Here is a 25,994-nt window from a genome sequence, read left to right as displayed (position 1 = left end):
GCCAATTGCGCGGGGCCGCTTGCCACAAGGCCCTGCGCCGCGATATCCCCGAGCGGCAATTTTTCAGTCCCGGCCTTCGGTTCCCTGCCTCCTCATGCTCAAGAACGCCTTCCTGACACTGCTTTCGCTTGCCATCGCTGTCGTCGGCGGCGGCGGCAGCGTCTGGTATGCACTGAAGCTGCAGGATGGCGTCGGCGCCATCAGGATCGGCCAATGGACCGCCTTTCCCGACATCGGCACGCCGACGGCAGATCCCTATTCGAAGGCCCGCGTGGCTCGCGAAGGCGTGCTGGCGCTCGGACAGGCGGAAGGACTGTCCTTCATAGCCGAGCGCGATTCCGGCGGCGAACAGCTCCAGCGGCAATGTGCCTACAAGATCGCGGGCGGCTTTCCCACCGCCCGGTTCTGGACGCTTTATGCCGCCGACCAGTCGCTTGGCGTGGTCGAGACCGGCAAGCCGAGGCCGGCTGCGCTGCAGTCCTATCAAGTGCTGCGCCAGGCCGACAATTCGGTGGTCATTTCCGTCGGCAGCCGCCCAGCGCCCGGCAACTGGCTGCTGACCAGCGGCGCCGGCAAGATGTACTTGGTGCTTACGTTCTACGACACGCCGATCGCCAGCAGCACCGGTCTCTCGGACGTCACGCTGCCACAAATCCAGAAGGTCGGCTGCAATGCGTAGCCTGCTGCATGCCGTGCTGCTCGGCCTGCTCGGCGCCGGCATCGTGCACATCATCGTGCTGCTGCTCGTCCCCGAGTTCTCCGAACGCGACGCCTGGTCGCGATTGGCCATGGCTTCGGATCTCTACAAGATGACCAGGCTCGACGCGGAAGCCGGCGGCGCGCCGGTGGTGAAATCGGTCGATCCGCTATTTTATGCGGCGGCATGCCGTTTCGATCTTGCCGAGGGGATGGTGCGGGTCAAGGCGCCGGGCAAGGTGCCGTTCTGGTCGATATCGGTCTATGACCGCGGCGGCCACAACATCTACTCGTTCAACGACCACAGCGCGACCGCAGGCATGCTCGACACCGTTGTGCTGACGCCGGCCCAGATGATCGAGGTCCGCAAGGATCTTCCCGAGGAACTGCAAGGGGCCATCTTCGTCGAGGCGCCGATAGAGGAAGGCGTATTCGTCATCCGTTCGTTCGTGCCCGACGACAGCTGGAAGCCGATCGTCTCGCGGTTTCTCGAACAGAGTTCCTGCGAACTGCAGGATTTTTAAGCCGGTTCCGATGCTCAGTGATGCGGTACCGGCAATGTTCCCGAAGGTCCCGGCTTGTCGGGGCCGGCCGGCCGCGTTTCGCCGGTCTGCGGCCGCTGTTCGTAGCGCACCCCGGGAAAGATGATCACTGCCGCCGGCGCGGTTTGTTGTGCTCGATTGGTTGCCGCCGTTCGCGGCACGAAAGACAGTACCATGCCCATGGTTCGCGTATTCCTCTCGGTTGCCCCGGAGCACAACGCAACGCCTCCATAGTCGATTAAGAAGGCAGTAGGTTAACGGAGCGCTAACGGATCGCCGCTAAATTGATCTTTGTTCTTGGGAAACGCGAAACCGGTACAGCCCGGCAGAGCGCTGTCCAGATCGTGTCGAGTGTCGGGCGTATCCTTCGTGTCAGCTTCGGATTTCAGGCAAATCGCAGCAGGAGCTGAATCGGGAAAGGCCGAAAGGCTGTTTCGCGCCGCGGTATCGGCGTTCTGCTCGCTCACCCGCCCTTCGCGCCGGGAGATCGCGCAGCTCGAAGACCTGACGCTGCCGCTTTTCGAGAATGTCTCGGTCGAATCGCGCCGCTACGTCGCGGCTGCCCTTTCCGAATGCGAATATGCACCCGCCGCGCTGGTGCGGCGGCTTTGCCAGGAGCGGGTCGACATCGCCGCTCCGCTGCTCATCCGCTCGCGCGCCCTCAGCGACGTCGACCTGATCGCGCTGATCGGACGTCACGGCCTGCCGCATGCCCGTGCCATTGCCCGCCGCAAGGATCTCAATCAGACGATCGCGGATCTCATCAAAGTGCTCGAAAGGCCGACGCTGGTGCGGTCGCAGCAGCAGCCGGAAACAACCGCCAAAGCCGCGTCCGAAAACGCCGAAGTGGTTGCGGGCGAGGTCAACAGGCAAGAGGCTTCCGATGCCGCTGAAACTGTACGCCGCCGGTTGCGATCCATGATGCGCGCCGAGAGCGGCGCTTCCATCAGTCCGTTCGTCGAGCCACAAACCTATGTCAATCTGCGCGAGACCGCGCTGACCGGCAATGCGGCATTCTTCCAGACAGCGCTCGCCGATGCGCTCGAAGTCGATTTTTCAACGGCGCGGACGCTCACCGCGAGCCACAATTACACACCGCTGCTGGCCGCCTTGCGGGCGCTCGACTTCAGCGAAGACAAGGCGTTCCTGATCACGGCCGCCATCTATCCGACCGAGTTTCCGCACCCGCAGGCGATCCGCATCTTCCTCGACCGCTACCGCCTGCTGCACCACGACGCGGCGTTGGACAGGCTCCGCGGCTGGAAGGCCGAGACCGTGTCGAAAATCGTTCGCAAGCCTGGGCGCGTCGCCGCAAATGCCGACCTGCGCAAGCCGAACAGCGCCGATATGACCGCCACCCCAAAGGCGTGTCGCGTCTGAAGGGCTTGCCGTTAAGACGCCTTGACCGAGATAAGCTCCTCGACGGGAATGGCGCCCGCCTCGATCTCGACCACCCAGATATCCGGATCGAATCTCTTCTCGCGCTCCAGCCGCGCGTCGAAGATGGCGGCATCGTCGCCTTCGCCAAGCAGGCTGAAAAAACGGTCGTCCGGCCTGGCTGAATCGTAACTCGTCTGCGGCGCCGGCCCGAACAGCGCCATCTCCCCTTGCCTGCCCCGCGCCAGCACGAAAACCGCGCCGGCTTCCGTCGCGCCGCGCTTGACCACGGCGGCAAAGCCGCCGGCGCTGAAAACCCGGCGCAACAGCGCCGACACCCACAGATCGGTGGTTACCCGCATGGAGAAGTCCTGGACATGCGGCGGTCCTTACAGCATTGGCCGGAAGACCGTAACCGGTCTTTGCGAGGCGATCGGCGAGCGGCCGTTTCGACCCTTAGTTGGTCAGGCCGATCTCGCGCATCTTGACGTAGACGATCTCGTCGGGCTCGCCGGTCTCCGGCAAGCCGAACAGCGCCTGGAATTCCTTGATCGCGGCCTTGGTGCGCGCGCCGACGACGCCATCCAATCGCATGTCGTCATTGCCGAACGCCTTCAGTCCGGCCTGGATCTTGACGATGCGGGGATCAGGTGTTTGCGCCACCGCATTTGCCGGTGCGGACGCTGGAATGGCGGTTGGAACAGCGGCCGTTTCGACCGGCCGCGGCACGGGATGCGGCACCACGGCTGCGGTCGTCGGCGTGGCACCCAGTTGATCCAGCAAAACGCTGTCGATCTCGCCGGAGGCATTTAATCCGACCTTCTGCTGATAGGCCTGGATGGCCTTGCGCGTATTCGGTCCGGGAATCCCGTCGACGGTGCCGGAATAGAAATCGAGATCCTTCAATATGCCCTGGACCTGCTCGACGACCGGGTCGCTCTTGATCGGCGCAGCGGCCGGACGCACGATATTGATGGTGGTTTCGGGCTCGTCGCTGTCCGCCCGGGGAAAGCGCTCGATACTCCTCGTGGCGAAAAACGCGCCGGCATGCGGAAAAGGCTGGTACCAAAGCGCGTTCGCCGAGACGTAGAACAGCGTCACCAGGAACGCGGTGGAGCCGCCGACCACAACAGGATTGCGCGAGATCAGGCTGCCCAGCGCCATCGCTCCGTGCTCGAAGGCATTGCCGCGGCGTTTGACCGCCCTAGGCTGTTTTGCGGAGCGACCCATTGCTCTCCCCTTTGCCACCGTCCGCCTTGGCTTTGACTGCGGACATCGGCACCACGCCGGCCTTCTCCGCCGAGCGGCCCGTCGGGCCGTTCACGGGAAGGCTGATCGTCACCGTGGTGCCCTCGCCCGGCATGCTTTCGATCGACATGGTGCCCTCGTGCAGCGCCACCAGCCCCTTCACCAGCGAAAGCCCGAGCCCGGTGCCTTCGAAACGGCGGGTATAGTCGTTCTGGATCTGCATGAACGGCTTGCCGAGATTGGCGAAATCTTCCTCGGCGATGCCGATGCCGGTGTCCCGGACCCAGAAATGCAGCCGCGAGCCGATGCGCTTGGCGCCGATGACGACATTGCCGCCTTCGGGCGTGAACTTGATCGCGTTAGAGACGAGATTGATCAGGATCTGCTGCACGGCGCGACGGTCGGCATTTATTTCGCCTGCGTCCGGCGCGATCTGGGCCTGCAGATCGATGGCCTTTGCCTCGGCTTGCAGGCGCATCATCGATTGGCACATCTCGACCGCTTCGCGGAAGCGGAACGGTTCCGGCTCGGTCGCGTAAGCGCCCGATTCGATCCGCGATACGTCGAGTATCGAGGTGACGACGGCAAGCAGGTGCTGGCCCGAATCCCTGACCAGCCCGACATATTCCTTCTGGCGCGGATCCTTGAAGCTGCCGAACATCTCGTGCAGCAACATGTCGGAAAAGCCGATGATGGCATTGAGCGGGGTGCGCAACTCATGGCTGACGACGGCAAGGAAGCGTCCTTTCGCCACCTCGGCGGAGGCAGCCGCCTCATTGGCAGCGGCAAGCTCCTGGCGCAGTCCGGCCAGTTCGTCGTTCTCGCGCAGAAGAAGCGTGAAGACAGTCTCCTGCCCCGGCGCGCGCATCATCTCGAGCGAGAACGGCCGGTAATTGTCGGCCGTCACGCCGCTGCTCTGCGGCAGCCGGACGCGAAGGTCGAGCCGGCGCGACAGGGTGCCATCGCGCATATCGGCCAGCGCACTGAGATACGGGACGCGGTCGGACAGATGGATGCGATCGAAAAGTCCGGTGCCGAAAAGCAGCTCCGGCGGCAGCCTCAGCATAGTGCGTGCCTTAGCCGAGACGTCCAGAACCTCGCCATGCGCAGCGATTCGCAGCACGACGGCGTCGATCAGGTCTTCGAGCCGGTGGCTGCCGGCCGGATCGAGCTGTGCGTTGGCGGCGCCGCGAAGTGGAGCGACACGCGGAATGAGCGTGAGTGCCCAGGCCAGCGGTACCAGCCAGTGCCATGCGGCGATTTCGGTCTGGCCGAGCGGCAAGACCGAACCGGCGAAAGGCTGCAGCAAGACTGCGACCAGGGCCGATATGGCGCCCCAGATCACGGCACGGCGCGACTGGCCGATCCACCATGCTTCAAACGGCAGCGCCACTGCAAGCAAGGCAACCGGCGAGGCCACACCGCCGGCGGCAGCGATAAGGGCACCGAGGGCAACGCTGCTGACGACCAAGGCGAGTTGGCCGGCCAGGGTCATCTTGCCCGATGCCGCCACCAGCAGGGCGGCGAACCAGCAAAGGCCGAACGCCGCAAAAATCGCAGCCACAGTCAAGGCGGCGCCCATGCCCGACGTGACCAGCGTGACCACTGCACCCGCGCTGAAGAAAGGAGCCGCCAGCATGACGCCAATGAACCGGCTGTGGCGGCGACGATCGCTCTGGCCGAGCACGGACGGATGAACCATCCGTTCGCAACCGGCGGCTATCGCGCCCGGCAACTCGGCGTATCTGGCCTTGATCGCACTCAACTCAACGCACCCGGTCGTGAACGGCCCTGCTTTGCAGGCGGCTTTTGTCGATCCGAAACTCGCATCCAGCGTTTAAGGAATGGATAAGGCTGGGCCGATCGTCCCCCGGCAGGCTGCAAATATCGGGATACCGGCGGGGAAAAACCGGGGCAATTGCCGCCATAGTAAACGGAGCGTTATCCACACCGCCCGCGCCTGCACCTACGACCGATGGCATCAACCTGTCGCCGATTAAGAAAATGACCACGAAAAACAATAGGTTGGATGGTTATCATTTGCTGAATAAAATCTGAGCCGTTCGAGGCAAATGAACTTCAAAACGCTTCGTTTCGAATCTACCTAAAATTTAAGGAAAACTGTTGCTTTCGGGACAAGCCGTCCTTTGCGCGTCTGTGTCAGTATCGCGGTACAAGGGTCGTGCGGTTCGGAGGCATGACCGTCATAAAGGACAGACAGATGGGCTTTCTGATAAGAGCTGCTTTCTGGTTTTCGCTGGTGCTTCTGGCGCTACCGCTGGGTGTCGGCGCCGATGATGCGGGCCGCGAAAGCGTCGGGCCGCTCCAGGCGCTGTTTGCGGCGCGCGAAGCCGTCGGCGACATCGCCGGTATCTGCGAGCGCAAGCCGGACGTGTGCGAGACCGGCAAATCGGCAATGCATACCATCACCGCCCGGGCCCGGGAGACCGCCAAGATCGCGGCTGCCATGCTGGACGACAAGGCCGCTGAACCCGATACAGTGACGACTACCGGCAGCGTGCCCGGGGAAATCGTCTTGCCGGCGAAAGTCGATCTGCCGGCGAAACTGCACTTGCCGGCGAAGAACTGAGACTGTTTCGGCCGAATTCATCGCCGGACCGCAAGGCTCCCCATGCCCGGCGCCTGCGGCGTTTCTCCTCTTTTTCCGTGACGTGACAGCGCTGGATGACTATATCCGGGGGCATGACGACGACGATCCAGACCATCCGCGACGACTTTTCCCTGCTCGACGAGTGGGAAGACCGCTATCGCTATGTGATTGAACTGGGTGAAGCGCTGCCGCCGTTTCCCGATGAGCAACGCATACCGGCAAACAAGGTGCCCGGCTGCGTCAGCCAGGTCTGGTTGACCACCGAACAGGGCGGGGGTGCCGACCCCGTTATCACCTTCAAGGGCGATTCCGACGCCCATATCGTGCGCGGCCTGGTCGCCATCATGCTGGCGCTGTTTTCGGGACGGCCGGCCAGCGAAATCCAGAGGACCGACGCCGAGGCAACGCTAAAGGCACTCGGGCTTGACGAGCACCTGTCGCCGCAGCGCGCCAATGGCCTTCGCTCGATGGTCAAGCGCATCAAGCGTGACGCCGAGGCAGCGCTGAAGCAGACCGCCTGACCGTACGGCAGTTGCCGGCGGCATGAAGAACTGGCGGCCTGAGCTTGGTCTCCCCCCAATGCGAAAACGGCGCCCGCAGGCGCCGTTCGAGTATCAAACCGGAAGAGCCGCTTGTCAGCGTCCCTTGCGCTTGCGGCCGAGACCCATCTTCTTGGCGAGCTGCGAACGGGCGGCCGCGTAATTGGGCGCAACCATCGGATAGCTCGGGTCCAGGTTCCACTTTTCGCGATACTGGTCGGGCGTGAGATCATAGTGGGTCATCAAGTGACGCTTGAGCGACTTGAACTTCTTGCCGTCTTCGAGACAGATGATGTAGTCGTCATGCACCGACCGCTTCGGATTTACCGCCGGCTTCTGCTTGTCGGCAGGCGGCTGCTCGGCGGCCCCGCCGACGCGCCCGAGAGCGGCATGGACATCGGCGATGAGGTTCGGCAGTTCGCCGACCGGCACGGGATTGTTGCTGACATAGGCGGCCACCACATCGGCGGTGAGCTCGATCAGCGCGTCACTGTTTCTGGAAGGTGTTTCGGTAATATCCATGGCGTTCAGGTCCCAACGAGAATTGTTTCTGTCTACACCCTATTTTTGGCAGGCAGGGCATCGCGCGAACTTGTGCAGGAAAAAGCCTCCGCGATTCGCGTCGCGGCATCTTAATGAGCCTGAGCGCCAAGTAAGTCAATTCGCTTCTTGCGGTCTATTCAGCGATACAAGTCAAATATTCCTCATTCAGCTTCACTCTTTCGTGCAAAGTGTAACTTTGCCGTTTTTTCTGGTCAGACCAGCATCGACTGACGCCGCGGCAAGCAGCCATTACACAAACGGCAGCAGGTAAATAGAGCTCGATGCTTGACCCTGCCGGCGGCATTACAGCCTGGATGATCGGCGGTTCAGTAAAATCATAGGTTGCGCTGTGTTACTGTTGCTCGTGAGCCGTCGCCGGAGCGGTGCGCTGTGTCATTGAAATGGGGTAGTGTATTTCCGTAGACCCAGCCATATCGGCCACTTGCCAAGCCGCGAAGGCAGTTGCATGAGATTGACCGGCACTGGCAGGGTCATCGCAGCGACCGCGAGAACCGCGGCAGTCCGAGAAGAAATATTCGTTATCCGCTCCTCCAGCCCGTCCTCTCGAGCCACCACGACAGTAGATCATAGCCCTTGAACCCGCGCTGCTCGGCGTGTTCATTCGCCATTCAAGTAGCTTCCACAGCGAGACGCAATGACCAGAACCCCAGTGTTTCCGACCGCCACGCCGCCGCAGCCGGAGAGGCGGCCGATCTTCGACACGCATCACGGCATAACACGGACGGACGATTATGCCTGGCTGAGGGCCGCCAATTGGCAAGAGATGTTCAGGGATCCGTCCCTGCTCGACGGCCAAATCCGCGCCCACCTCGAAGCCGAGAATGCTTACCAGGCGGCGCTGATGGCCGATACGGTCCAACTGCAGAACCAGCTTTTCGCGGAAATGAAGGGACGCATCAAGGAAGACGATTCTTCCGTGCCGATGAAGGACGGACCTTACGCCTACGGCTCCTCCTTCAAGCTTGGCGGCCAGCAGCCGCGTTATTTCCGCACGGCGCGTGACGGCGGCGACAAGCAGATATTGCTCGACGGCGATGCCGAGGCCGAGGGCAAGCCCTATTTCCGCCTGGGCGGCGTCGATCATTCGCACGACCACAGCAAGCTGCTCTGGGCCTTCGACGACAAGGGTTCCGAATTCTACACGCTGCGCATCCGCGATCTGGCCGGCGGCAACGATCTGGCGGACAGGGTCCCGGACACCGGCGGCGGCGGTGTGTGGGATGCCGGCAATGACGGTTTTTTCTACACCCGCCTCGACCCCAACCACCGTCCTTCCAAAGTGCTGTTCCATGCGCTTGGCGACGGTCCTGAAAACGACCGGCTGATCTACGAGGAGACCGATCCCGGCTTTTTCATGGATGTCGGCGGCACGCGCTCCAACGAGTGGATCATGATCGGCATCAACGATCATGAGACCTCGGAATACCGCATCATGAGCGCCAACGATCCGTTCGCAGAGCCGAAGCTGGTTGCGGCGCGCCAGACGGGCCTGCAGTACGAACTCGAGGAAGGCGGCGACATCTTCTTCATCCTCACCAATGCCGACGGCGCCAAGGACTTCAAGATCATGACGGCGCCGGCCCACGATCCGGTGCGCGCCAACTGGCAGGAACTGGTGCCGCACGAAGCGGGCCGGTTGATCCTTTCGGTGATCGGCTTCAAGGACCACATGGTCCGGCTCGAGCGCAAGGAAGGCCTGCCGCGCATCGTCGTACGCGACCGCAAGAGCGGCGAGGAGCACCTGATCTCCTTCGACGAGGAAGCCTTCTCGCTCGGCCTGTCCGGCTCCTACGAATACGACACCGAGATCATGCGCTTTTCCTATTCGTCGATGACGACCCCGGCGCAGGTCTTCGATTACAACATGCGCACCCGCGAGCGGGTGCTGCTCAAGACCCAGGAAGTGCCGTCCGGCCACGACCCGGAGCACTACGTCACGCGCCGGCTGATGGCGCCTGCCGCCGACGGCGAACTGGTGCCGATCTCGCTCCTCCATCACCGCGACACGCCGCTCGACGGGTCGGCGCCTTGCCTGCTTTACGGCTACGGCTCCTACGGCATCACCGTGCCGGCCGCGTTCAATACCAATCTGTTTTCGCTGGTCGACCGCGGCTTTGTCTACGCGATAGCCCATGTTCGCGGCGGCAAGGACAAGGGCTATGGCTGGTACGACGACGGCAAGCGGGCGAACAAGATGAACACGTTCACCGATTTTGTCGCTGCCGCCCACCACCTCGTCGCCGAACGCTATACGCAGCATGACCGCATCATCGCGCAAGGCGGTTCGGCCGGCGGCATGCTGATGGGCACGGTCGTCAACATGGCGCCGCAATGCTTCGGCGCCGTCGTCGCCGAGGTTCCCTTCGTCGACGTGCTCTCCACCATGCTCGACGCCAGCTTGCCGCTGACGCCGCCGGAATGGCCGGAATGGGGCAATCCGATCGCTTCGGCGGAGGATTACCGGACCATCGCCGCCTATTCACCCTACGACAATGTCGCCGCACTCGACTATCCGCCGATCCTGGCACTGGCCGGCCTGACCGACCCGCGCGTCACCTATTGGGAGCCAGCCAAATGGGTGGCGCGGCTGCGCGACCGCAAGACGGGTGAAAATCCGGTGCTGTTCAAGATCAACCTGGATTCAGGCCATGCCGGCGCCTCCGGCCGGTTTTCAAGACTGGAGGAAATCGCCTTCACCTACGCCTTCGCGCTCAAGGTGACGGGCAAGGCCGAGCTTGCGGCGTGAACATCGGCGGATGAGCGGTCATTGTCTTCCGTTCCGCGACGTGGCTTCATTGGCGGTGAGAATTGCGGAGCCCACCAATGATCGATCTCGCCACGTTGATAGCTTATGTCGTGGTTGTGCTTGGCTTTGTCTTCATCCCGGGTCCCGCCACTCTTCTGACGGTGGCGCGGGCAACCAGTTCCGGAACCAGGGTGGGCATTGCGACCGGCGCCGGGATCGCGGCCGGCGACGTGGTCCACACCTTCATGGCGATCGTCGGCATTTCGGCGATCATTGCCACGTCGGCGGCGCTTTTCAGCATCGTGAAGTACATCGGCGCAGCCTACCTCATTTATCTCGGCATTCGCGCGATCATCGAGAAAACGCCGGCCTATCCGGCCGCCGGCGCACTTGCGATCCCCGCTGCCAAAGCATTTCGGCAGGCTGTTTTGACCGAGGTTCTCAATCCCAAGACCGCGCTTTTCTTCCTTGCATTTCTTCCGCAGTTCGTGCGGCCTGAAAACGGATCGGTGATGCTTCAACTGGCGATATTGGGCGTCATCTTTGTTCTGTTGGGCCTCGTCAGCACGGTGGTTTTCGCCGTGGGTGCGGGCGGCCTCGGTGCATTCCTGCGCCGAAACCCGACGGTGCTGAGATGGCAAGGCAAAGCTGTCGGCGGTATCTATTGCGCCTTAGGCATCCGGCTGGCGCTGCAACAGCGCTAGATCTAGGGTCTCGACAGGCGACGAGCCGTACGAGGCTTCGGATAATGGGCAGGCACAGCTAATTTTCCGCTCGCAATTGCAAAGGCCGCGCGCTACCCAGTGCGCGGCCTTTTCACAGCCGCGCCAACACACAATCACCCAGGGATCTGCCATGTTGCTCGTCGATGTCTATCTCGACAAATCGCCCATCCAGGGCATCGGCGTCTTTGCCAAGAACCACATTGCCCGTGGCACGCTGGTCTGGAAGCTCGACCCGAAATACGACCGGCGCATCGAGGTGACGGCCTACGAGCGGGAAACCGGGCCGGTGAAAACCTATCTCGACCGCTACGCCTATCCGGACCGGCGCGACCCGAACTACATCGTCTTCGAGGCCGACGATGCGCGCTACATGAACCATGCCGACGACCCGAATTGCGACGTCTCGCAACCGGAGGAGACTTATGCCTTGCGCGACATTGCGCCCGGCGAGGAAATGACCTGCGACTACAATCACTTCTTCGAAACCGGCTTCGACTTTCTCGGCGACCGCTGACGCAACAGCTGTCAGCTCGCCGGCTTCTTGCGCGCCGGATAGCCGTTGGGATGCGGCGGCACGGCTTTCAGGTAGGCGGCGATCGCCGAGCGGTCCTCCGGGGTCAGCACGGCCATGTTCCGCTGCACGTCGACCATAGCGCCGCCGACCGTATCGAAATCCGGCGTAAAGCCGGTTTCGAGATAGTTGGCGATGTCGGCTTCGGACCAGTCGGCGATGCCGCCCTCGCCCGACGTGATGTTCGGCACGATGCCGCTGCCTTCGGCGGCGGCCGCACCTGCCAGCCATTGGCTCTTGCTGGTGCCGCCGGCAAGATCCCGCGGCGTGTGGCATTCGCCGCAATGGCCGGGGCCTTCGACCAGATAGCGGCCTGTCAACACCGGATCCGGTGTGCCGTCGGGAAAGGAAACGACCGGCTGGTCACTCAAATAGAGCAGCTTCCACAAGCCAAGACCGCGTCGGACGTTGAAGGGAAATGCCAGCGAATTGGCGGGCGCCTTGCCGGCGACCGCGGGTAACGTCTTCAGGAATGCATAGAGATCGGCAATGTCGGCCGGCTTCATGCGCGCGTAGGAAGTATAGGGAAATGCCGGATAGAGATGCTCGCCCGACGGCGACACGCCCTTCAGCATGGCGTTGGCAAGATCCTCGACCGACCAGGCGCCGATGCCGTCCCTGGTATCCTGCGATATGTTCGGCGGCACGAAGGTGCCGAATGGCGTCTTGAGTTCAAGGCCGCCCGCCAACTGAAGACGGGCGTCGCCTTGCGAGCCAGGCTTGGCATGACAGGATGTGCAGCCGCCGGCGTAGAAGATGCGCTTGCCCCTGGCGGCGTCGCCGGGACCAAGCTCAGCCAGCGTTGCGGCATCGAGCCTGACCGGAGCCGACAGCAACCAGCCGGCAATCGCGGCCGCGCCGCCCAGAACGAGGGCGGCGCCGACAAGTTTCTTCAGCAAGCGCATTGCCCGCTATCAGCCTTTTTTCACCCGATAGTTTTGATGACAGTTGCCGCAGCCGCCGCCGATGGTGTTGAACTGCGCCTTCAACGCCTCGGCATCCGCAGGTGCTGCGGCGACCGCCGCCTTGACGTCGGCGAGGTACTTGCCTTCAGCCGTCTTGAAGCCGGCCATGTCCTGCCAGATTTTTGGGGACGCCGTGGTGTCGCCGGTGTCGCTGCCCGCCGGGAAAAGCGTGTCGACGCCGGCATGGAATTTCTCGGCATTGACCTGCAGTGCCTGCAACGCGGTCAGCACCGAAGCTGCGTCGTAGGGCGTCTCGCCCTTGACCACTTTCGACAAGCCGGCGGCGATCTTGCCACGTTCCTTCATCAGGGCCTGCCGGTCGGCTACCGGGTCTCCAAATGCCGCCGAACCGGCGAAGGCGAGCATCGAGATGGCGAGGATAAGCTTTCTCATTCACTTGGCTCCATGTTGAAGGCAGTTCAGGATGCGGTCCCACCCCGATGACAAACGGCAAGGATGGCTTAAAAATTCCGACGCTTCGCCTCACGCTTGCGTGAAATTTTTGCAGCTGTCGTTCTGATGCTGAAAAAGAAAAGCCCCGGTTCTGCCGGGGCTTTTCTGGAACGGATCAGGCCTTTTCGTAGAGCTCGAGCACATAGTCCCAGTTGATGAGACTGTCGACGAAGGCTTCGAGGTATTTCGGCCGGGCGTTGCGATAATCGATGTAATAGGAATGTTCCCAGACATCGACGCCGAGGATCGGCGTCGCGCCATGGACGAGCGGGTTCTCGCCATTCGGCGTCTTCGAGATCGCCAGCTTGCCGTCCTTGACCGAGACCCAGGCCCAACCCGAACCGAACTGGGTGGTGCCGGCGGCGATGAAGTCGGCTTTGAACTTGTCGTAGCCACCAAGGTCGCTGTCGACCGCCTTTTGCAATGCGCCGGGCAGCTTGTTGCCGCCGCCGCCCTTCTTCATCCATTTCCAGAAATGGATGTGATTGTAGTGCTGGGCGGCATTGTTGAAGAGGCCCGCATTCTTGCCGAAGGACTGTTTGACGGCCTCTTCGACCGACAAATCGCCCATGCCCGCCTCGGCGGCCAGCTTGTTGCCGTTGTCGACATAGGCCTTGTGGTGCTTGTCGTGATGATATTCCAGCGTTTCCTTGGACATATAAGGCTGCAAAGCCTCGTAATCATAGGGCAAGGCGGGCAATTCAAAAGCCATCGGTCGTACTCCCTCGTGGAAAAATCCGGTGTCGATACCGGACTAACATAGGACTGGATTGGTCTGGAACAACTCCGGAAACGAAGCGCCGGCCGCTTTTTAGCGGGTCAGCCGGGCGAAGTCGAATGCGCCCATTCCCAATAGAGTTCGCGCGCCTTCTTGGCCACCGGTCCCGGCTGCAGATTGCGATCCTCGATACGGGTGACCGGCACCACTTTCGAGTGGTTTCCGGTCGAGAAGATTTCGTCCGCCTCGAGGAAATCGCGGATCGACAGCGTCTTTTCCGTCGTCGTGAACCCGTATTCGCCAAGCAGGGCCATGGTGCGCGCGCGGGTGATGCCGGACAGGAAGGTGCCGTTCGGCGCCGGCGTCAGGACATGGCCGTCCTTGACCAGGAAAATGTTCGAGGTGCCGGTCTCGGCGACATTGCCCAGCATGTCGAGCACGAGCGCATTGTCGAAGCCGCGCATCTTGGCTTCGAGGATGGCCCGGCCGTTGTTGGGATAAAGGCAGCCGGCCTTGGCGTTGGTCGGCATGGTTTCGATGGTCGGGCGCCGGAACGGCGACACCGTCACCGAAAACCCCGCCGGCGAGATCATCGGCGATTCATAGAGGCAAAGGCAGAAACGCGTCGAGGCCGGGTCGGCCGGCACGCCCATATAGCCGCCATGCTCGGCCCAATACATCGGCCTGATGTAGACCGCCGTCTTGCCGTCGAACTTCTTCAGCCCGTCCCAGGTCAGGCCGACGATCCTGTCGGTGCTCATCGTCGGCTTCAGGCCGAGCGCGATCGCCGAGGCGTTTACCCTTGCGGCATGGCGATCGAGATCGGGAGCGACGCCCTCGAACCAGCGGGCGCCGTCGAACACGCTGGTGCCGAGCCACATGGCGTGGCTGCGCGGCCCTAGAATGGCAACATTGCCCTCGTACCAGTCGCCGTCGACGAAGGTCCATGTCGCGGATTGCGCCGCAGTCGCCAGTGTCATTGCCAGGTTCCGTTCGATGCTTCTTGCGGCGCATTGGAAGATGCTTTGGCGGCCGCCGTCAACCGGCATGGCTGAGATTTGTTGAGGCCAGCGGAGCTGCCCAACTGCAATCAGCGCTTGCGCCTTGCCTTGCGCGGCCTCAAAACTGTTGCATGCACCATGCGGCTTACGTTTTCGACGCCTACGGCACGCTGTTCGACGTGCATGCGGCCGTGCGCCGTCACGCCGACCAGATTGGGCCAGACGGCCAGTTGCTGTCCGATATCTGGCGCGCCAAGCAGCTGGAATATTCCTGGGTCAGGACGCTGATGGGGGCCTACGCCGATTTCTGGCAGCTCACCGAGCAGGCCCTCGACTTCGCCCTGCGCAAGGTTCCATCCGCGGATGCCGGGCTGAGGGCGAAGCTGCTCGAGGCTTATTGGCGGCTGGACTGCTATCCGGAGGTGCCGGCCGTGCTCAAGGCGCTCAAGGCATCGGGAGCAAGGCTGGCGATCCTGTCCAACGGTTCGCCTGAGATGCTGGAAGCGGCCGTCAAATCCGCCGCGCTCGACCAGGTCCTGGACGACGTCTTTTCCGTCGACAGCGTCAGGCGCTTCAAGACCGATCCGTCGGTCTACGACATGGTCACCACGGGCTGGCGCCTCTATCCGGGCGCTGTCTCTTTCCAGTCATCCAACCGCTGGGACGTCGCCGGCGCCACCAAATTCGGCTTCAGGACGGTGTGGATCAACCGCGCCAATCAGCCAGAGGAATACCGGGATTTTCCACCGGCCCTGATCCTGCCGTCCCTTGAAGGTCTGGTCGCCGGGGGGTGACACCGGAAATGTTGCGTCGGCGCAACAGTGACGATCCAGTCACAGCTTTGCCTTTGTTTGTCCACCCTGCGGCCAGAATTGGACCCGCCTATCGCGCCGGGCATTGCTCGGGCAACCGCGCGCAACAGGACGCATTTATGCTTTGTTGCGATTTGAGACTTAAAAAAGGCAATCATGTTCATATCCCCATCGTCCTCTTTTCGCCTGAGCCGTCGCGGTTTTCTCAACGCAGCAGCCCTTGGCGCCGCCTCGGTCGCGGTCTCCAGTTGCACCACGCTGTCGCAACAACCGGTCGAGCCACCGCCGCCGACCTATGTCGAGCCGGCGCTCGGCGACTATGTGACGATGTATGGGCCGATGTCGGATGGCGGCTTCGAGCTGCCGGCCATACCGGTCGACAAGATCGACCCGCAGTTCCTGCGCCAGATCGTTGACGATCCGACCGGGCAGCAGCCGGGCACCATCGTCGTCGACACCACCAATCACTTCCTCTATCTGGTGCGCCCGGGCGGCCAGGCGATCCGCTATGGCGTCGGCCTCGGCCGCGCCGGCTTCGAATGGTCGGGCGATGCGGTGGTCCAATGGAAGCAGAAATGGCCGAAATGGACGCCGCCGGACGACATGATCGCCCGCCAGCCGGAGTTGAAGCCGTACAGCGCCGACAATGGCGGCATGCCCGGTGGGCTCAAGAACCCGCTTGGCGCACGGGCGCTTTATCTCTTCCAGGGGAACCAGGACACGCTCTACCGCTTGCACGGTTCGCCGGAATGGCGGTCGATCGGCAAATCGGTGTCGTCGGGCTGTGTTCGCCTGATGAACCAGGACATTATCGATCTCTACGACCGAGTGCCGAACAAGACCCCGGTCGTGGTGACGGCCGACATCGGCCAGCCGATGGTGGCGACAGCAAACCGGAAAGCCATCCCGATCGACGCCGGCGTGCCGGAAGGATCGATCCTGCTCGGCCCGATAAAATCGATCACAAACTCGATCTTTTGAGCTGGTCGAAAGCGCGGGCGGGATCTTCCTCGCTCCCGCTGGTTTTGCTGCGTGTCGGCTTGCTCCTACCGGTGCCCGCCTTTAGGTCCGATGCTTACGCCGAGCAGCGGATTTTGCCGCGCTGTGTGCAGACGCCACCAGTGACAGCTCATGACCCAAATCCGCAGGCCAAGCGGTCGGATGACTGCTTTGCGCCTGATATCGGCCGTAGAGGTCAGCTTCACTGCTGCCCGAATGCGGACGTCGTTGCACGTTATTGTAGGTCCAAAGGTATCTTTGCAGCGTCTCAAAAACGACCATATGTGACATGCTCGGACCGCTTCGTTGGATGCCTAATCGAGAGTGGCCAAGGGTCAGCCGCCGCGGTAAGTGTGGGCCATGACCACCATCCCGCTGACGGACATCGTCCCGATAACCCAACCCGAACTGTTTAAGGTGCACTTCGCCACCTGGAACGGCACGAACCGACCGCTGGACGTGTTCCTGCGCGACCGCGCGGAGTGGGACGGCTGGAATAGCCATAAGGGCCAGCGAGACTACTTCAACCGGCCGCATATCCTGTCATGGCTCGAATTCCATACCGAGCGTCACACTTGGCTATTCGGCGGCGTCTACAACGTGCTCGGCCAGGACGAAGGCGCTTACCTAGTGGGACGTTCGCCTCTGTTCGAGAACATGATTGGCCGTCTCAAAGTGGTCTACCGAGTCGGCCGGTTGCGCCGGGTCAGGCTGGAGAGCGTGCTACCGGGCATGATAGTATCCGAAATCCTACGCGAGCCGTACAGCGGCGCAGTCTTCCCCGGCTACGAGAACGTTGACCTGCGCTTCGGCGAGCTGGAGACGATCCTGCGCAACGAGAAACTTGACTGGCGCGCGGCGTTGCAAAACGTAAAGGGCGTCTACCTCATCACCGACCTGTCCAACGGGCGGAAATACGTCGGCTCGGCCTACGGCGGCCACGGTGTCTGGTCCCGCTGGCGGTCTTACATCGACACCGGCCACGGCTGGAACGCGGAATTCTCCGGGCTCCTGACCAAGGAGGGCATCGGGTATGCTCGCGAAAACTTCAAGTTTACGTTGTTGGAGTATCGACCGGCGCGCGTGGATGACGTTGAGGTAATTCAGCGGGAGGGTTTCTGGAAGGACGCCCTACTTACGCGGGGCACGTTCGGCTACAACCGCAACTAGAGAAACAAATCTGGCGAGGAAAGCCCCTCGCGTTTCGGAAGCTATCAGCCGGCAGCAAGAGCCAAGCTTCCTCGATCGCTAGTATTTCCTGGCGCGGTATTCCCGGTTCCAATGGTCAATGGCGATCTTTCATGTAAGCCGGGATAACGAACCGATGAACATAGGGCTGCGAACGCGATCGATTCATCGCGTCCCAATACATCGCGATCGCCACCGGCTCGGTGATCGCCGTCGGCACGTGATAGCTGTACGTCGTGAACTCTGGCCTCGATGTAACCGGGATATGCCACGAGCGTCGAAACTCGGGCTGAAGATAGTGATAGATCTCCCAGCGGATATTATTCAGGAGCTCGGCGATCTGGCTGGAGTGATAAACGAAAATGTCACGGTAGAACCACTCGAAGAAGGTTTCGACGGCCAGATATGCCTGCTGCTCGCTGACCGGATGTCCGGCCTGCTCAAGCAATCTGCGAAGGTGACCGACATTGGTAGCGAGACGGGCCAGGTTATGCTTGGCCATGTCGCCGCACATCTTGATGTAACGATAGCGGGCGACGCGCAGATCTGCTGCGACATTGATCGAATGCAGATTGACGCCTGTCGCCGTGAACTCCCCTTCCAGCCAGCCAGCGAACGCCTCGACCGCCGCCGACAAATCGGTCGTATCGTGGCCGAGCTTTGGATGGGAACAGACCTGCCGCAGGTGAAACAAGAACGTCAGGTCGGACGGGCGCGCTTTGCTAGGCGCCGGCTTGAGGCCAAGCGGGACTGGCTCGCCTTTGAACGCACGGATATCCGAGAGGAAGTCAGCAAGCAGGATTATAAAGAGGCGCGCATGCCCGCTGGTCGCAAACATGAGGTTACTGGGATCGGCACGCTCGATCTTCATGAACATCGCCCAGTTGACCATGTCGTCGATCATCTCCCAGGCCGAATTGAGGATGATTGCTTCGCGCTCTGTATCGTTCATCAAGGGCTGGCCTATTCTAGTGAACATTACCTTAGTCTCGGCGCAACGCGGCGGCGACAGCAGAACGTATACATTCTCACTGATTGGGCGCCGATGTTCTTGTTGCCGAATGTTCGGCTCGAAGCCGCTATCGGCGCGCAGGCGGCTGACTGCTCGATCGCATCACCAAGTCGATGTGCGTGAAACATCCTGGGAACATTCACCGTCTAGCTAAACAATGGAGAGCCCACGAGCCTTCTGAGGTGAATGTCCGCTATCGTTTCTTAGTGCAGAAGCTGCGCGCATGAACCTCAACGTCCGTAACCGATGGTTATCGGCAATCTTGATCAAATCCCATCAGGAAAAGAACCCGAAGCGGCGCAATAGGTCATCCAAGCAACGAGGGATTTCGTCCATTGAATCGCCGACTGCATTGTTGCCAAGCGCGTGCCTTGCGTTTGGACCGTCGCAGACAAAACGCGTGCCGCCCGGCAGTGCGCAAACAGCATCACTCTTCCGGATGAGAACGAGCCCGCCAGTCTCCCAACTTCTCCATTCCAGGCAACCCGGCACCCTGTTTGCCAATGCCATCGGCAATTCTGATCGGACGACCTTAAGAGGTTGATTGTCACAGATCGTCAAAGAATCCGCGCCATTCGTGAGGCTGACGTCGTCCATTTGACGGTGTGCGATCTCGGCGAGTTTCCCTTGGAAACAGCCTTGAACATCATTGAAGTCGACGGTTAGCTTTGAAGGCGTGGAGAATTGGCTGCTGAACCAGGAGGCGATAGCGCTTCCGACATCCCCTAGGGGGCCCCCCGCAATACCTGCAAGGATGAACAAGATTGCAGCTGCAACAGTCACTTCACGCCACCACTTACGCATTCGGCGCGACCATGAACACAAAGCGGACGTTCCCCACCTGGAATGACATACGCAGCCACCCTGTGGCCTCACCGATACGGCAGGAAAAGACTCCTTCATCGATGCCTTTGAAGAATTCCTTCTTTTCCTGGTATCGAATGAAGCCTTCGACGCATGCGGCGGATAGTTTATCGGAGGCTTTCATCAAGGCAGGGAGCTCGGCTCGAGCCTGATTCAGATACTCCATGTTTGCCGGGGTTTCGTTGCTCAGAACCGATTCTTCGGCCTGCTGCTGCAGAAAGGCCGTCATACCCTCTGGATCGTTTTGAAGACGTACGAGTTCGTTGACGATTGTCTGCTGTCGGGTATCGCCTTCAATCGCCTGAACGCTGATATCGCACCATTGCCGATCGGGGTCCTCGGTAGACCAGCAGGCGGTCGCATTCCTGACGGACGCGCCATTGTCGAGCACGTTCTCCCGCACAAGATCGCAAGTGCACTTTTCTTGTGTAGGGTCGGCAGCCATGGACGGGACCGTCCGCGACAACATGGCGATAGCGAACACCCCGGCAACAACAAATCTGATCATTCAACCCGCCCTCAAAGCCCGACGCACAATAGCCCGAGGACGCTCGAGGCGAAAGTCGCGGCGTCGTCAGTCGAGGGAGATGCACGACCGGCAACCCACGAATAGTGCATCGAGCCTGGTCTTCGGCGGCTATATCCAAAGTTGACCCGAAGGCTGCCGAGCAGCAACCAAGTCGGCCGTTCGGCGCCGATAGGCTTCCCGCAGGGCGGCCGCACTGAACATCCCCTATCTTGGCCGAACGGCAGCAATCTAACCGCTGCTACCCAATAGCGGTCTGTCCGCTTCCGGCCCCAGATCAAGACGTTCGGCGCATCGCCGCCAGGCGACCGCTCTTTCCGCATAGCCGCCGTCCGCTGTCCTCCAGATCTGGCCACTGGCGCTTGATGCCAGGACAGAATTTGCCCACACCGACGCCCGCCCTTCGGTCCGATGCCCCTCACCGCCCCCTGGACAGGCTCCCCAAAATCCCGCGGACGATCGCCCGTCCGACCGACGAGCCGACCGAGCGCACGATGGATTTGATCGCCGCCTCCGCCACGGTCTGACGGTTGGAGGGCCGCGGCGCCGGCGCCCGCCGGCCACCGCTGGGCTGAGGAGCGGGATCGTCATTGCCGAAGCCGGGAATGGTCCAGCGCGAACGGCCGCTTCCCTGTTGCTGCGCCTGCGCCTCCTGGGCGTCCTTGGCCTTTTTCTGCAGGATCTCGAAAGCGGATTCGCGGTCGACGGTCTGGTCGTACTGTCCGGCAACCGGGCTCTCAGTGATCAGCTTGCGGCGCTCTTCGGGCGTGATCGGGCCAAGGCGCGAGGACGGCGGGCGGATCAGCGTCCGCTGCACCATGGACGGCACGCCCTTGGCTTCCAGCGTCGAGACCAGCGCCTCGCCGGTGCCGAGCTGCGCGATCACGGTTGCGCAGTCGAAATCGGGATTGGGCCTGAACGTCTCGGCCGCCGTCTTGACGGCCTTCTGTTCGCGCGGCGTGTAGGCACGAAGTGCGTGCTGCACGCGGTTGCCCAACTGGGCCAGCACCGTTTCGGGGATATCCAGCGGATTTTGCGTGACGAAATAAACGCCGACGCCCTTCGAGCGGATCAGCCGGACCACCTGCTCGACGCGGTCGACCAGCACCTTCGGCGCGTCATCGAACAGCAGGTGCGCCTCGTCGAAGAAGAAGACCAGCTTCGGCTTGTCCGGGTCGCCGACTTCCGGCAGTTCCTCGAACAGTTCCGACATCAGCCACAGAAGGAACGTCGCATAGAGCCGCGGATTCATCATCAGCTTGTCGGCGGCGAGCACGCTGATGGCGCCGCGTCCATCGCGCGTGGTGCGCATAATGTCGGTTATCCGCAATGCCGGCTCGCCGAAGAAATTCGCGGCGCCCTGCTGCTCCAGAACCAGCAGCGTGCGCTGGATGGCGCCGACCGAAGGCTTCGTCACATTGCCGTAGCGGGCGCCGATCTCTTCGGCGCGGTCGGCGATATTGGCCAGCAGTGACTGCAGGTCCTTCAAATCGAGCAGCAGAAGGCCTTCCTCGTCGGCGATGCGGAAGGCGATGTTCATGATGCCTTCCTGCGCCTCGGAAAGGTTCATCAAGCGCGACAGAAGCAGCGGCCCCATCTCCGAGATGGTTGCGCGGATCGGGTGGCCCTGCTCGCCGAACAGATCCCAGAAGATGACCGGGAATTCCTGGAACTCATAGGGATCGAGCTTGACCTGCTCGGCCCGCTTGACCAGGAAATCCTGCGCTGTGCCCATCATGGCGATACCCGACAGGTCGCCCTTGATGTCGGCGCAGAATACCGGCACGCCGGCATTGGAGAAACCCTCGGCCAATATCTGCAGGGTCACCGTCTTGCCGGTGCCGGTCGCGCCGGTGACCAGGCCGTGACGATTGCCATATTGCAGCAAAAGCTGTTCGGGCCGCTGATAGCTGTCGTCCGGCTTGCGGCTGGCCCCTATGAAGATACTGGTATCGTCGGCCATGTGTCCGGTCTCCGCAAACCTATAGGGTTGAATGCCCTGATCCCTTGAAGAAAAGGGAGCCCCGCCGCAGGTATAGTGAGGCCATTGCGCAGCGACAATGGGCACCGTCGAAAATGGCTTTTGGAGCTTGCGGAACCTGCCCATGTTTGGCAATCGGTTGACGGTCACCGTCACGGAAGGCGAGTTGCACGGCATGTGTGCTGCATTGTGATATCGGGCCGGGGACCGTAGACTGACATAGTCGGCCGCTGCGGCCGCTAGAACGAGGAGAACCGATGGGCGCCGGTGCCTTGACCCAGGATGCCGAACTTCCGAACGTCGACCGGCAACGATGGCTGGCGCTGGCGGAGAAGGCGCTGGCCGGCGGGTCCTTCGAGGAAAAGCTCGTCTCGCATACGGACGACGCCATCCGCATCGAGCCGCTCTACGAGCGTTCGGTAACCGCCGAGCCTGTCGTGCGCGCCAACCCGGGATCACCGTGGATCGTCAGCCAGCGCATCGACGATCCAGACATAGGCCGCGCCAGTGCGCAGGCGCTGGAAGACGTCGCGCAGGGTGCCACCGGACTGTCGCTTGTCTTCGAGGGTGCGCCGAACGCCTTCGGCTATGGCTTGCCGAGGACGGCGGAGGCGCTGGAGGGCGTGCTCGACGGCGTGCCGCTCAACCGCATCCAGATCCGCATCGACGCCCATCCCTGGAGCCGTGCCGTGGCCGACTGGCTGGTGGCGTTTTTGACCAAGCGCCGCTCCGACCCGGCAAAGCTCAACCTCTCCTTCGGCATCGATCCGGCGGCGATCTTTGCCGGGACCGGCAGGCTGCGCATGTCGATCGAGGCTTTACAGGCTTCGATGCCGCAATCGCTGGCGCATTTCTTTTCGATGGGTGTGCCCGGCGTGCTGCTGGAGGCCGACGGGCGGGTATTCCACAATGCCGGCGCCACCGAGGCGCAGGAGCTTGGCACCATGCTCGCCTCGGCCGTCTCCTATTTGAGGCTGTTCGAGAAGGCGCGCCAGCCGCTCGTCTACGCGGCGCCGCATATCGGTTTTGCGCTCAGCGTCGACCAGGACCAGTTCGTTTCGACGGCCAAGGTCAGGGCGTTGCGCAGGCTGTGGGCGCGTGTCCAGGAGGCCTGCTCGATACCGCCCTCCAGCGCCAGCATCCATGCCGAAACCTCCTTCCGGATGATGACGGCGGCCGACCCGGAAACCAACATCCTGCGCACCACCATCGCCGCTTTCGCGGCTGCCGCCGGCGGCGCGGATTCGATCGCCATCCTGCCGCACACGATCGCGTACGGCCTACCCGCGGGTTTTGCTCGCCGCGTTGCCCGCAACGCGCAACTGATCATGGCCAATGAAAGCCATATCGACCACGTGGCCGATCCGGTTTGCGGTTCGGGCGCCGTCGAAGCGCTGACTGCGGAGCTCTGCGCGGCGGCCTGGCAGGAGTTCCAGCAGATCGAGGCGGAAGGCGGCGTGCTGACCAGCCTTGAGCAAGGGCACATCCAGAGGCGCGTCCAGGCAGCTTCCGCCCGCCGCAACACAGCCTACCAGGCGGGCGAACGGGCGATCGTCGGCACGACGCTGCACCCGTCGAAGACCGAGCGTCCGGTCGAGACGCTGGCGGCGGAGCGGCGGCCTGCCTTCACCGAAGGCGTTGCGGTGTGCGAGCCGCTATTTCCGATCCGCATCGATCAGTCGATCGGAGCCGCGCCATGATCCCGAATTTCAGCCAGATCGCCTGGTCGCCGCCACGGCGGGCGCCGGTCGAGATCAAAGGCCAGCGGATGACGCCGGAAGGCATCGCCATCAAGCATCTCTACAGCCAGGGCGATCTCAAGGGCTTGCCACATCTCGATACCTATCCGGGCCTGCCGCCTTTCGTGCGCGGCCCCTATCCGACGATGTATGTCCAGCAACCCTGGACGATCCGGCAATATGCCGGCTTCTCGACGGCCGAAGAGTCCAACGCCTTCTACCGGCGCAACCTTGCCGCCGGCCAGAAAGGCCTGTCGGTCGCCTTCGATCTCGCCACGCACCGCGGCTACGACAGCGACCATCCGCGCGTCGCCGGCGATGTCGGCATGGCCGGCGTCGCCATCGATTCCATTCTCGACACGCGCCAGTTGTTCGACGGCATCCCGCTTAACGAGATGACGGTATCGATGACGATGAACGGCGCGGTGCTGCCGATCATGGCGCTCTATATTGTGGCGGCGGAGGAACAGGGCGTCGCGCAGAAGGATCTCACTGGGACCATTCAGAACGACATCCTGAAAGAGTTCATGGTGCGCAACACCTACATCTATCCGCCAAAACCTTCGATGCGGATCGTGTCGGATATTTTTTCCTACACGTCGAAGCACATGCCGAAGTTCAATTCGATCTCGATCTCCGGCTATCACATGCAGGAGGCGGGAGCGACGGCGGATCTCGAGCTCGCCTACACGATTGCAGACGGCATCGAATATGCCCGCGCCGGCGTCGCGGCCGGCCTCGACATCGACCGTTTCGCGCCGCGCCTTTCCTTCTTCTGGGCGATCGGCATGAATTTCTTCATGGAAGTCGCCAAGCTGAGAGCAGCGCGCCTTTTGTGGGCCAGCCTGATGCTGAAGAACTTTTCGCCGAAGGACGAGCGCTCGCTGTCGCTGCGCACCCATTGCCAGACTTCGGGCTGGTCGCTGACGGCGCAGGATCCCTACAACAACATCATCCGCACCATGATCGAGGCGATGGCCGCCACTCAAGGCCATACGCAGTCGCTGCACACCAATTCCTTCGACGAGGCAATGGCGCTGCCGACCGACCATTCGGCCCGCATCGCCCGCAACACACAGCTCATCCTGCAGAAGGAGTCCGGCACGACGCGCATTATCGACCCGTGGGGCGGCTCCGCCTATGTCGAACGGCTGACACATGATCTGGCGGCGCGTGCGCTTGCGCATATCGAGGAGGTCGAGAGCCTCGGCGGCATGGCCGCGGCGATCGAAAAGGGCCTACCGAAGCTGCGCATCGAAGAGGCTGCCGCGCGCACCCAGGCGCGCATCGATTCCGGCGAACAGATCGTGGTCGGTGTCAATGCCCACCGTCCCGGCACGGACATCGAAGTCGACGTGCTGAAGATCGACAATGCCGAGGTCAGGGCACGGCAATTGTCGAAGCTGCAGCGGCTGAAAGGTACGCGTGACGTCGCCGCCGTCGAGAGCGCGCTCGATGCGCTTACCCGTGCTGCCGGGAGTAACGGAAACCTGCTGGAATTCGCCATCCGGGCCGCACGCGCCAACGCCACGGTCGGCGAGATTTCGCTGGCGCTGGAAAAGGTTTTCGGCCGCCATGTCGCCTCGGTGCAGACGATCTCCGGCGTCTATCGCAACGCGCTCGGCGACAATCCCGTGGTCGACCGGCTGCAGGACAAGATCGTCGCGTTCGAGGAGAAGTCCGGCGGCAAGCCGCGCATTCTGGTCGCCAAGATGGGGCAAGACGGCCATGATCGCGGCCAGAAAGTGATCGCAACCGCCTTTGCCGACCTAGGCTTCGACGTCACCGTCGGGCCGATGTTCCAGACTCCGGACGAGATCGCCAGGCTGGCGGTCGAGCATGACGTGCACATCGTCGGCGCCTCGTCGCTGGCTGCGGGCCATTTGACGCTTATTCCCGAACTCAAGCATGCGCTGAAGAAGCTCGGCCGCGACGACATGCTGATCGTCGCCGGCGGCGTCATTCCACCGCAGGATTACGACGCAGTCCGGCAGGCAGGCGCCACTGAAATCTTCCCGCCCGGCACGGTCATCCCGGAAGCGGCGGAGCGGCTGATGGACCGGCTGCTGCAGGCCGGCTGACGCCTTGTTATAATGCCTGTTGTAACAAGAAACACA

At 62.2% G+C, this 25,994-nt stretch carries 26 protein-coding genes; 13 read left to right on the top strand and 13 right to left on the bottom strand.

Going from position 1 to position 25,994, the window contains the following annotated elements; genetic code table 11:
• Positions 1–94 precede the first annotated feature (94 nt).
• Positions 95–679 carry a DUF1214 domain-containing protein gene (locus NKH99_RS06085; RefSeq protein ID WP_352471001.1) on the top strand — a complete coding sequence of 195 codons (585 nt, stop codon included), beginning with the start codon at positions 95–97 and terminating at the stop codon, positions 677–679.
• Entirely contained in the window at positions 672–1,220 is a 549-nt protein-coding gene (locus NKH99_RS06080; protein WP_352471000.1) for a DUF1254 domain-containing protein, read from the top strand. Before NKH99_RS06085 ends, NKH99_RS06080 begins: the two co-directional genes overlap by 8 nt.
• 14 nt (positions 1,221–1,234) lie before the next feature.
• Here NKH99_RS06080 and NKH99_RS06075 read toward each other — a convergent pair whose 3' ends face one another.
• Entirely contained in the window at positions 1,235–1,420 is a 186-nt protein-coding gene (locus NKH99_RS06075; protein ID WP_352540743.1) for a hypothetical protein, read from the bottom strand.
• A 187-nt stretch (positions 1,421–1,607) separates the two neighbouring features.
• On the opposite strand from NKH99_RS06075, the gene NKH99_RS06070 reads away from it, so the two are divergent.
• The gene (locus NKH99_RS06070; RefSeq protein ID WP_353013229.1) at positions 1,608–2,618 is read left to right on the top strand and encodes a DUF2336 domain-containing protein; all 1,011 of its coding nucleotides are present in this window, start codon (positions 1,608–1,610) and stop codon (positions 2,616–2,618) included.
• 11 nt (positions 2,619–2,629) lie between these two features.
• Here NKH99_RS06070 and NKH99_RS06065 read toward each other — a convergent pair whose 3' ends face one another.
• The 3 genes from NKH99_RS06065 to NKH99_RS06055 all read right to left on the bottom strand — a co-directional run bounded on the left by NKH99_RS06065 (position 2,630) and on the right by NKH99_RS06055 (position 5,565).
• Positions 2,630–2,977 carry a DUF1491 family protein gene (locus NKH99_RS06065; protein ID WP_352449052.1) on the bottom strand — a complete coding sequence of 116 codons (348 nt, stop codon included), beginning with the start codon at positions 2,975–2,977 and terminating at the stop codon, positions 2,630–2,632.
• Between the two features lie 94 nt (positions 2,978–3,071).
• On the bottom strand, positions 3,072–3,845 hold the full coding sequence (locus tag NKH99_RS06060) for a peptidoglycan-binding domain-containing protein (RefSeq protein WP_352683843.1): 774 nt from the start codon (positions 3,843–3,845) through the stop codon (positions 3,072–3,074).
• Positions 3,820–5,565, bottom strand: a complete 1,746-nt coding sequence (locus NKH99_RS06055) for an ATP-binding protein (RefSeq protein ID WP_353013549.1) — start codon at positions 5,563–5,565, stop codon at positions 3,820–3,822. The genes NKH99_RS06060 and NKH99_RS06055 overlap by 26 nt, the downstream gene beginning before the upstream one ends.
• A gap of 519 nt (positions 5,566–6,084) precedes the next feature.
• Here NKH99_RS06055 and NKH99_RS06050 point away from each other — a divergent pair.
• The gene (locus NKH99_RS06050; RefSeq protein ID WP_352771680.1) at positions 6,085–6,453 is read left to right on the top strand and encodes a DUF5330 domain-containing protein; all 369 of its coding nucleotides are present in this window, start codon (positions 6,085–6,087) and stop codon (positions 6,451–6,453) included.
• Between the two features lie 113 nt (positions 6,454–6,566).
• On the top strand, positions 6,567–6,995 hold the full coding sequence (locus NKH99_RS06045; protein ID WP_352471107.1) for a SufE family protein: 429 nt from the start codon (positions 6,567–6,569) through the stop codon (positions 6,993–6,995).
• Between the two features lie 114 nt (positions 6,996–7,109).
• Here the strand turns inward: NKH99_RS06045 and NKH99_RS06040 are convergent, their stop codons facing one another.
• A complete protein-coding gene (locus tag NKH99_RS06040) occupies positions 7,110–7,535 on the bottom strand; it encodes a Ros/MucR family transcriptional regulator (protein ID WP_023677844.1) in 426 nt (141 codons plus the stop codon).
• Positions 7,536–8,211: 676 nt separating this feature from the next.
• Between NKH99_RS06040 and NKH99_RS06035 the strand changes: the two genes are divergently transcribed.
• The 3 genes from NKH99_RS06035 to NKH99_RS06025 all read left to right on the top strand — a co-directional run bounded on the left by NKH99_RS06035 (position 8,212) and on the right by NKH99_RS06025 (position 11,562).
• Entirely contained in the window at positions 8,212–10,323 is a 2,112-nt protein-coding gene (locus NKH99_RS06035) for a S9 family peptidase (protein WP_353013227.1), read from the top strand.
• 77 nt (positions 10,324–10,400) lie between these two features.
• Positions 10,401–11,027 carry a LysE family translocator gene (locus NKH99_RS06030; RefSeq protein ID WP_353013225.1) on the top strand — a complete coding sequence of 209 codons (627 nt, stop codon included), beginning with the start codon at positions 10,401–10,403 and terminating at the stop codon, positions 11,025–11,027.
• A 151-nt stretch (positions 11,028–11,178) separates the two neighbouring features.
• The gene (locus NKH99_RS06025; protein WP_352454309.1) at positions 11,179–11,562 is read left to right on the top strand and encodes an SET domain-containing protein; all 384 of its coding nucleotides are present in this window, start codon (positions 11,179–11,181) and stop codon (positions 11,560–11,562) included.
• Positions 11,563–11,573: 11 nt separating this feature from the next.
• Here NKH99_RS06025 and NKH99_RS06020 read toward each other — a convergent pair whose 3' ends face one another.
• The 4 genes from NKH99_RS06020 to NKH99_RS06005 all read right to left on the bottom strand — a co-directional run bounded on the left by NKH99_RS06020 (position 11,574) and on the right by NKH99_RS06005 (position 14,735).
• Positions 11,574–12,524 (bottom strand): cytochrome c, encoded by a 951-nt coding sequence (locus NKH99_RS06020; RefSeq protein WP_353013222.1) that lies wholly within the window; start codon positions 12,522–12,524, stop codon positions 11,574–11,576.
• 9 nt (positions 12,525–12,533) lie between these two features.
• On the bottom strand, positions 12,534–12,977 hold the full coding sequence (locus tag NKH99_RS06015) for a c-type cytochrome (RefSeq protein ID WP_353013220.1): 444 nt from the start codon (positions 12,975–12,977) through the stop codon (positions 12,534–12,536).
• A gap of 175 nt (positions 12,978–13,152) precedes the next feature.
• On the bottom strand, positions 13,153–13,749 hold the full coding sequence (locus NKH99_RS06010) for a superoxide dismutase (protein WP_023677850.1): 597 nt from the start codon (positions 13,747–13,749) through the stop codon (positions 13,153–13,155).
• 107 nt (positions 13,750–13,856) lie between these two features.
• Positions 13,857–14,735 carry a branched-chain amino acid aminotransferase gene (locus NKH99_RS06005; RefSeq protein WP_352470990.1) on the bottom strand — a complete coding sequence of 293 codons (879 nt, stop codon included), beginning with the start codon at positions 14,733–14,735 and terminating at the stop codon, positions 13,857–13,859.
• Positions 14,736–14,887: 152 nt separating this feature from the next.
• On the opposite strand from NKH99_RS06005, the gene NKH99_RS06000 reads away from it, so the two are divergent.
• The 3 genes from NKH99_RS06000 (at position 14,888) to NKH99_RS05990 (ending at position 17,737) form a co-directional block, all read left to right on the top strand.
• Positions 14,888–15,550 carry a haloacid dehalogenase type II gene (locus NKH99_RS06000; protein ID WP_353013218.1) on the top strand — a complete coding sequence of 221 codons (663 nt, stop codon included), beginning with the start codon at positions 14,888–14,890 and terminating at the stop codon, positions 15,548–15,550.
• Between the two features lie 174 nt (positions 15,551–15,724).
• Positions 15,725–16,549: a L,D-transpeptidase gene (locus NKH99_RS05995; protein ID WP_353013217.1), complete on the top strand. Its 825-nt coding sequence runs from the start codon at positions 15,725–15,727 to the stop codon at positions 16,547–16,549.
• A gap of 378 nt (positions 16,550–16,927) precedes the next feature.
• The gene (locus tag NKH99_RS05990; protein ID WP_353013215.1) at positions 16,928–17,737 is read left to right on the top strand and encodes a GIY-YIG nuclease family protein; all 810 of its coding nucleotides are present in this window, start codon (positions 16,928–16,930) and stop codon (positions 17,735–17,737) included.
• A 115-nt stretch (positions 17,738–17,852) separates the two neighbouring features.
• Here the strand turns inward: NKH99_RS05990 and NKH99_RS05985 are convergent, their stop codons facing one another.
• The 4 genes from NKH99_RS05985 to NKH99_RS05970 all read right to left on the bottom strand — a co-directional run bounded on the left by NKH99_RS05985 (position 17,853) and on the right by NKH99_RS05970 (position 22,120).
• Positions 17,853–18,707 carry a hypothetical protein gene (locus NKH99_RS05985; RefSeq protein ID WP_353013213.1) on the bottom strand — a complete coding sequence of 285 codons (855 nt, stop codon included), beginning with the start codon at positions 18,705–18,707 and terminating at the stop codon, positions 17,853–17,855.
• Between the two features lie 336 nt (positions 18,708–19,043).
• Positions 19,044–19,364, bottom strand: coding sequence for a hypothetical protein (locus NKH99_RS05980; protein ID WP_353013211.1), 321 nt, complete (start codon positions 19,362–19,364; stop codon positions 19,044–19,046).
• A 199-nt stretch (positions 19,365–19,563) separates the two neighbouring features.
• On the bottom strand, positions 19,564–20,139 hold the full coding sequence (locus NKH99_RS05975) for a hypothetical protein (RefSeq protein WP_353013209.1): 576 nt from the start codon (positions 20,137–20,139) through the stop codon (positions 19,564–19,566).
• A 436-nt stretch (positions 20,140–20,575) separates the two neighbouring features.
• Entirely contained in the window at positions 20,576–22,120 is a 1,545-nt protein-coding gene (locus NKH99_RS05970; RefSeq protein WP_353013207.1) for a helicase HerA-like C-terminal domain-containing protein, read from the bottom strand.
• Positions 22,121–22,395: 275 nt separating this feature from the next.
• Between NKH99_RS05970 and NKH99_RS05965 the strand changes: the two genes are divergently transcribed.
• A complete protein-coding gene (locus NKH99_RS05965) occupies positions 22,396–23,838 on the top strand; it encodes a methylmalonyl-CoA mutase subunit beta (RefSeq protein ID WP_353013205.1) in 1,443 nt (480 codons plus the stop codon).
• Positions 23,835–25,958: a methylmalonyl-CoA mutase gene (gene scpA, locus NKH99_RS05960; protein ID WP_353013203.1), complete on the top strand. Its 2,124-nt coding sequence runs from the start codon at positions 23,835–23,837 to the stop codon at positions 25,956–25,958. Before NKH99_RS05965 ends, scpA begins: the two co-directional genes overlap by 4 nt.
• The last annotated feature ends 36 nt before the right edge of the window (positions 25,959–25,994 follow it).

It is taken from the genome of Mesorhizobium sp. M0854 (assembly GCF_040319815.1).
GTDB lineage: Bacteria > Pseudomonadota > Alphaproteobacteria > Rhizobiales > Rhizobiaceae > Mesorhizobium.
The sequence above is the reverse complement of the archived record's forward strand: the minus strand, read 5'-3'. Positions and strand labels throughout refer to the sequence as shown.

Excerpts from the sequence above, each read along its gene's own strand:
- NKH99_RS06010 (WP_023677850.1), bottom strand. The coding sequence starts at position 13,749 with ATGGCTTTTGAATTGCCCGCCTTGCCCTATGATTACGAGGCTTTGCAG.
- NKH99_RS06080 (WP_352471000.1), top strand. The coding sequence starts at position 672 with ATGCGTAGCCTGCTGCATGCCGTGCTGCTCGGCCTGCTCGGCGCCGGC.
- NKH99_RS05970 (WP_353013207.1), bottom strand. The coding sequence starts at position 22,120 with ATGGCCGACGATACCAGTATCTTCATAGGGGCCAGCCGCAAGCCGGAC.
- NKH99_RS06085 (WP_352471001.1), top strand. The coding sequence starts at position 95 with ATGCTCAAGAACGCCTTCCTGACACTGCTTTCGCTTGCCATCGCTGTC.
- scpA (WP_353013203.1), top strand. The coding sequence starts at position 23,835 with ATGATCCCGAATTTCAGCCAGATCGCCTGGTCGCCGCCACGGCGGGCG.
- NKH99_RS05965 (WP_353013205.1), top strand. The coding sequence starts at position 22,396 with ATGGGCGCCGGTGCCTTGACCCAGGATGCCGAACTTCCGAACGTCGAC.
- NKH99_RS06055 (WP_353013549.1), bottom strand. The coding sequence starts at position 5,565 with ATGGTTCATCCGTCCGTGCTCGGCCAGAGCGATCGTCGCCGCCACAGC.
- NKH99_RS06045 (WP_352471107.1), top strand. The coding sequence starts at position 6,567 with ATGACGACGACGATCCAGACCATCCGCGACGACTTTTCCCTGCTCGAC.
- NKH99_RS06050 (WP_352771680.1), top strand. The coding sequence starts at position 6,085 with ATGGGCTTTCTGATAAGAGCTGCTTTCTGGTTTTCGCTGGTGCTTCTG.
- NKH99_RS06035 (WP_353013227.1), top strand. The coding sequence starts at position 8,212 with ATGACCAGAACCCCAGTGTTTCCGACCGCCACGCCGCCGCAGCCGGAG.
- NKH99_RS06015 (WP_353013220.1), bottom strand. The coding sequence starts at position 12,977 with ATGAGAAAGCTTATCCTCGCCATCTCGATGCTCGCCTTCGCCGGTTCG.
- NKH99_RS05990 (WP_353013215.1), top strand. The coding sequence starts at position 16,928 with ATGACCACCATCCCGCTGACGGACATCGTCCCGATAACCCAACCCGAA.
- NKH99_RS05995 (WP_353013217.1), top strand. The coding sequence starts at position 15,725 with ATGTTCATATCCCCATCGTCCTCTTTTCGCCTGAGCCGTCGCGGTTTT.
- NKH99_RS06030 (WP_353013225.1), top strand. The coding sequence starts at position 10,401 with ATGATCGATCTCGCCACGTTGATAGCTTATGTCGTGGTTGTGCTTGGC.
- NKH99_RS06000 (WP_353013218.1), top strand. The coding sequence starts at position 14,888 with ATGCACCATGCGGCTTACGTTTTCGACGCCTACGGCACGCTGTTCGAC.
- NKH99_RS06025 (WP_352454309.1), top strand. The coding sequence starts at position 11,179 with ATGTTGCTCGTCGATGTCTATCTCGACAAATCGCCCATCCAGGGCATC.
- NKH99_RS06075 (WP_352540743.1), bottom strand. The coding sequence starts at position 1,420 with ATGGGCATGGTACTGTCTTTCGTGCCGCGAACGGCGGCAACCAATCGA.
- NKH99_RS06040 (WP_023677844.1), bottom strand. The coding sequence starts at position 7,535 with ATGGATATTACCGAAACACCTTCCAGAAACAGTGACGCGCTGATCGAG.
- NKH99_RS05980 (WP_353013211.1), bottom strand. The coding sequence starts at position 19,364 with ATGGACGACGTCAGCCTCACGAATGGCGCGGATTCTTTGACGATCTGT.
- NKH99_RS06005 (WP_352470990.1), bottom strand. The coding sequence starts at position 14,735 with ATGACACTGGCGACTGCGGCGCAATCCGCGACATGGACCTTCGTCGAC.
- NKH99_RS05975 (WP_353013209.1), bottom strand. The coding sequence starts at position 20,139 with ATGATCAGATTTGTTGTTGCCGGGGTGTTCGCTATCGCCATGTTGTCG.
- NKH99_RS06060 (WP_352683843.1), bottom strand. The coding sequence starts at position 3,845 with ATGGGTCGCTCCGCAAAACAGCCTAGGGCGGTCAAACGCCGCGGCAAT.
- NKH99_RS06065 (WP_352449052.1), bottom strand. The coding sequence starts at position 2,977 with ATGCGGGTAACCACCGATCTGTGGGTGTCGGCGCTGTTGCGCCGGGTT.
- NKH99_RS05985 (WP_353013213.1), bottom strand. The coding sequence starts at position 18,707 with ATGAACGATACAGAGCGCGAAGCAATCATCCTCAATTCGGCCTGGGAG.
- NKH99_RS06020 (WP_353013222.1), bottom strand. The coding sequence starts at position 12,524 with ATGCGCTTGCTGAAGAAACTTGTCGGCGCCGCCCTCGTTCTGGGCGGC.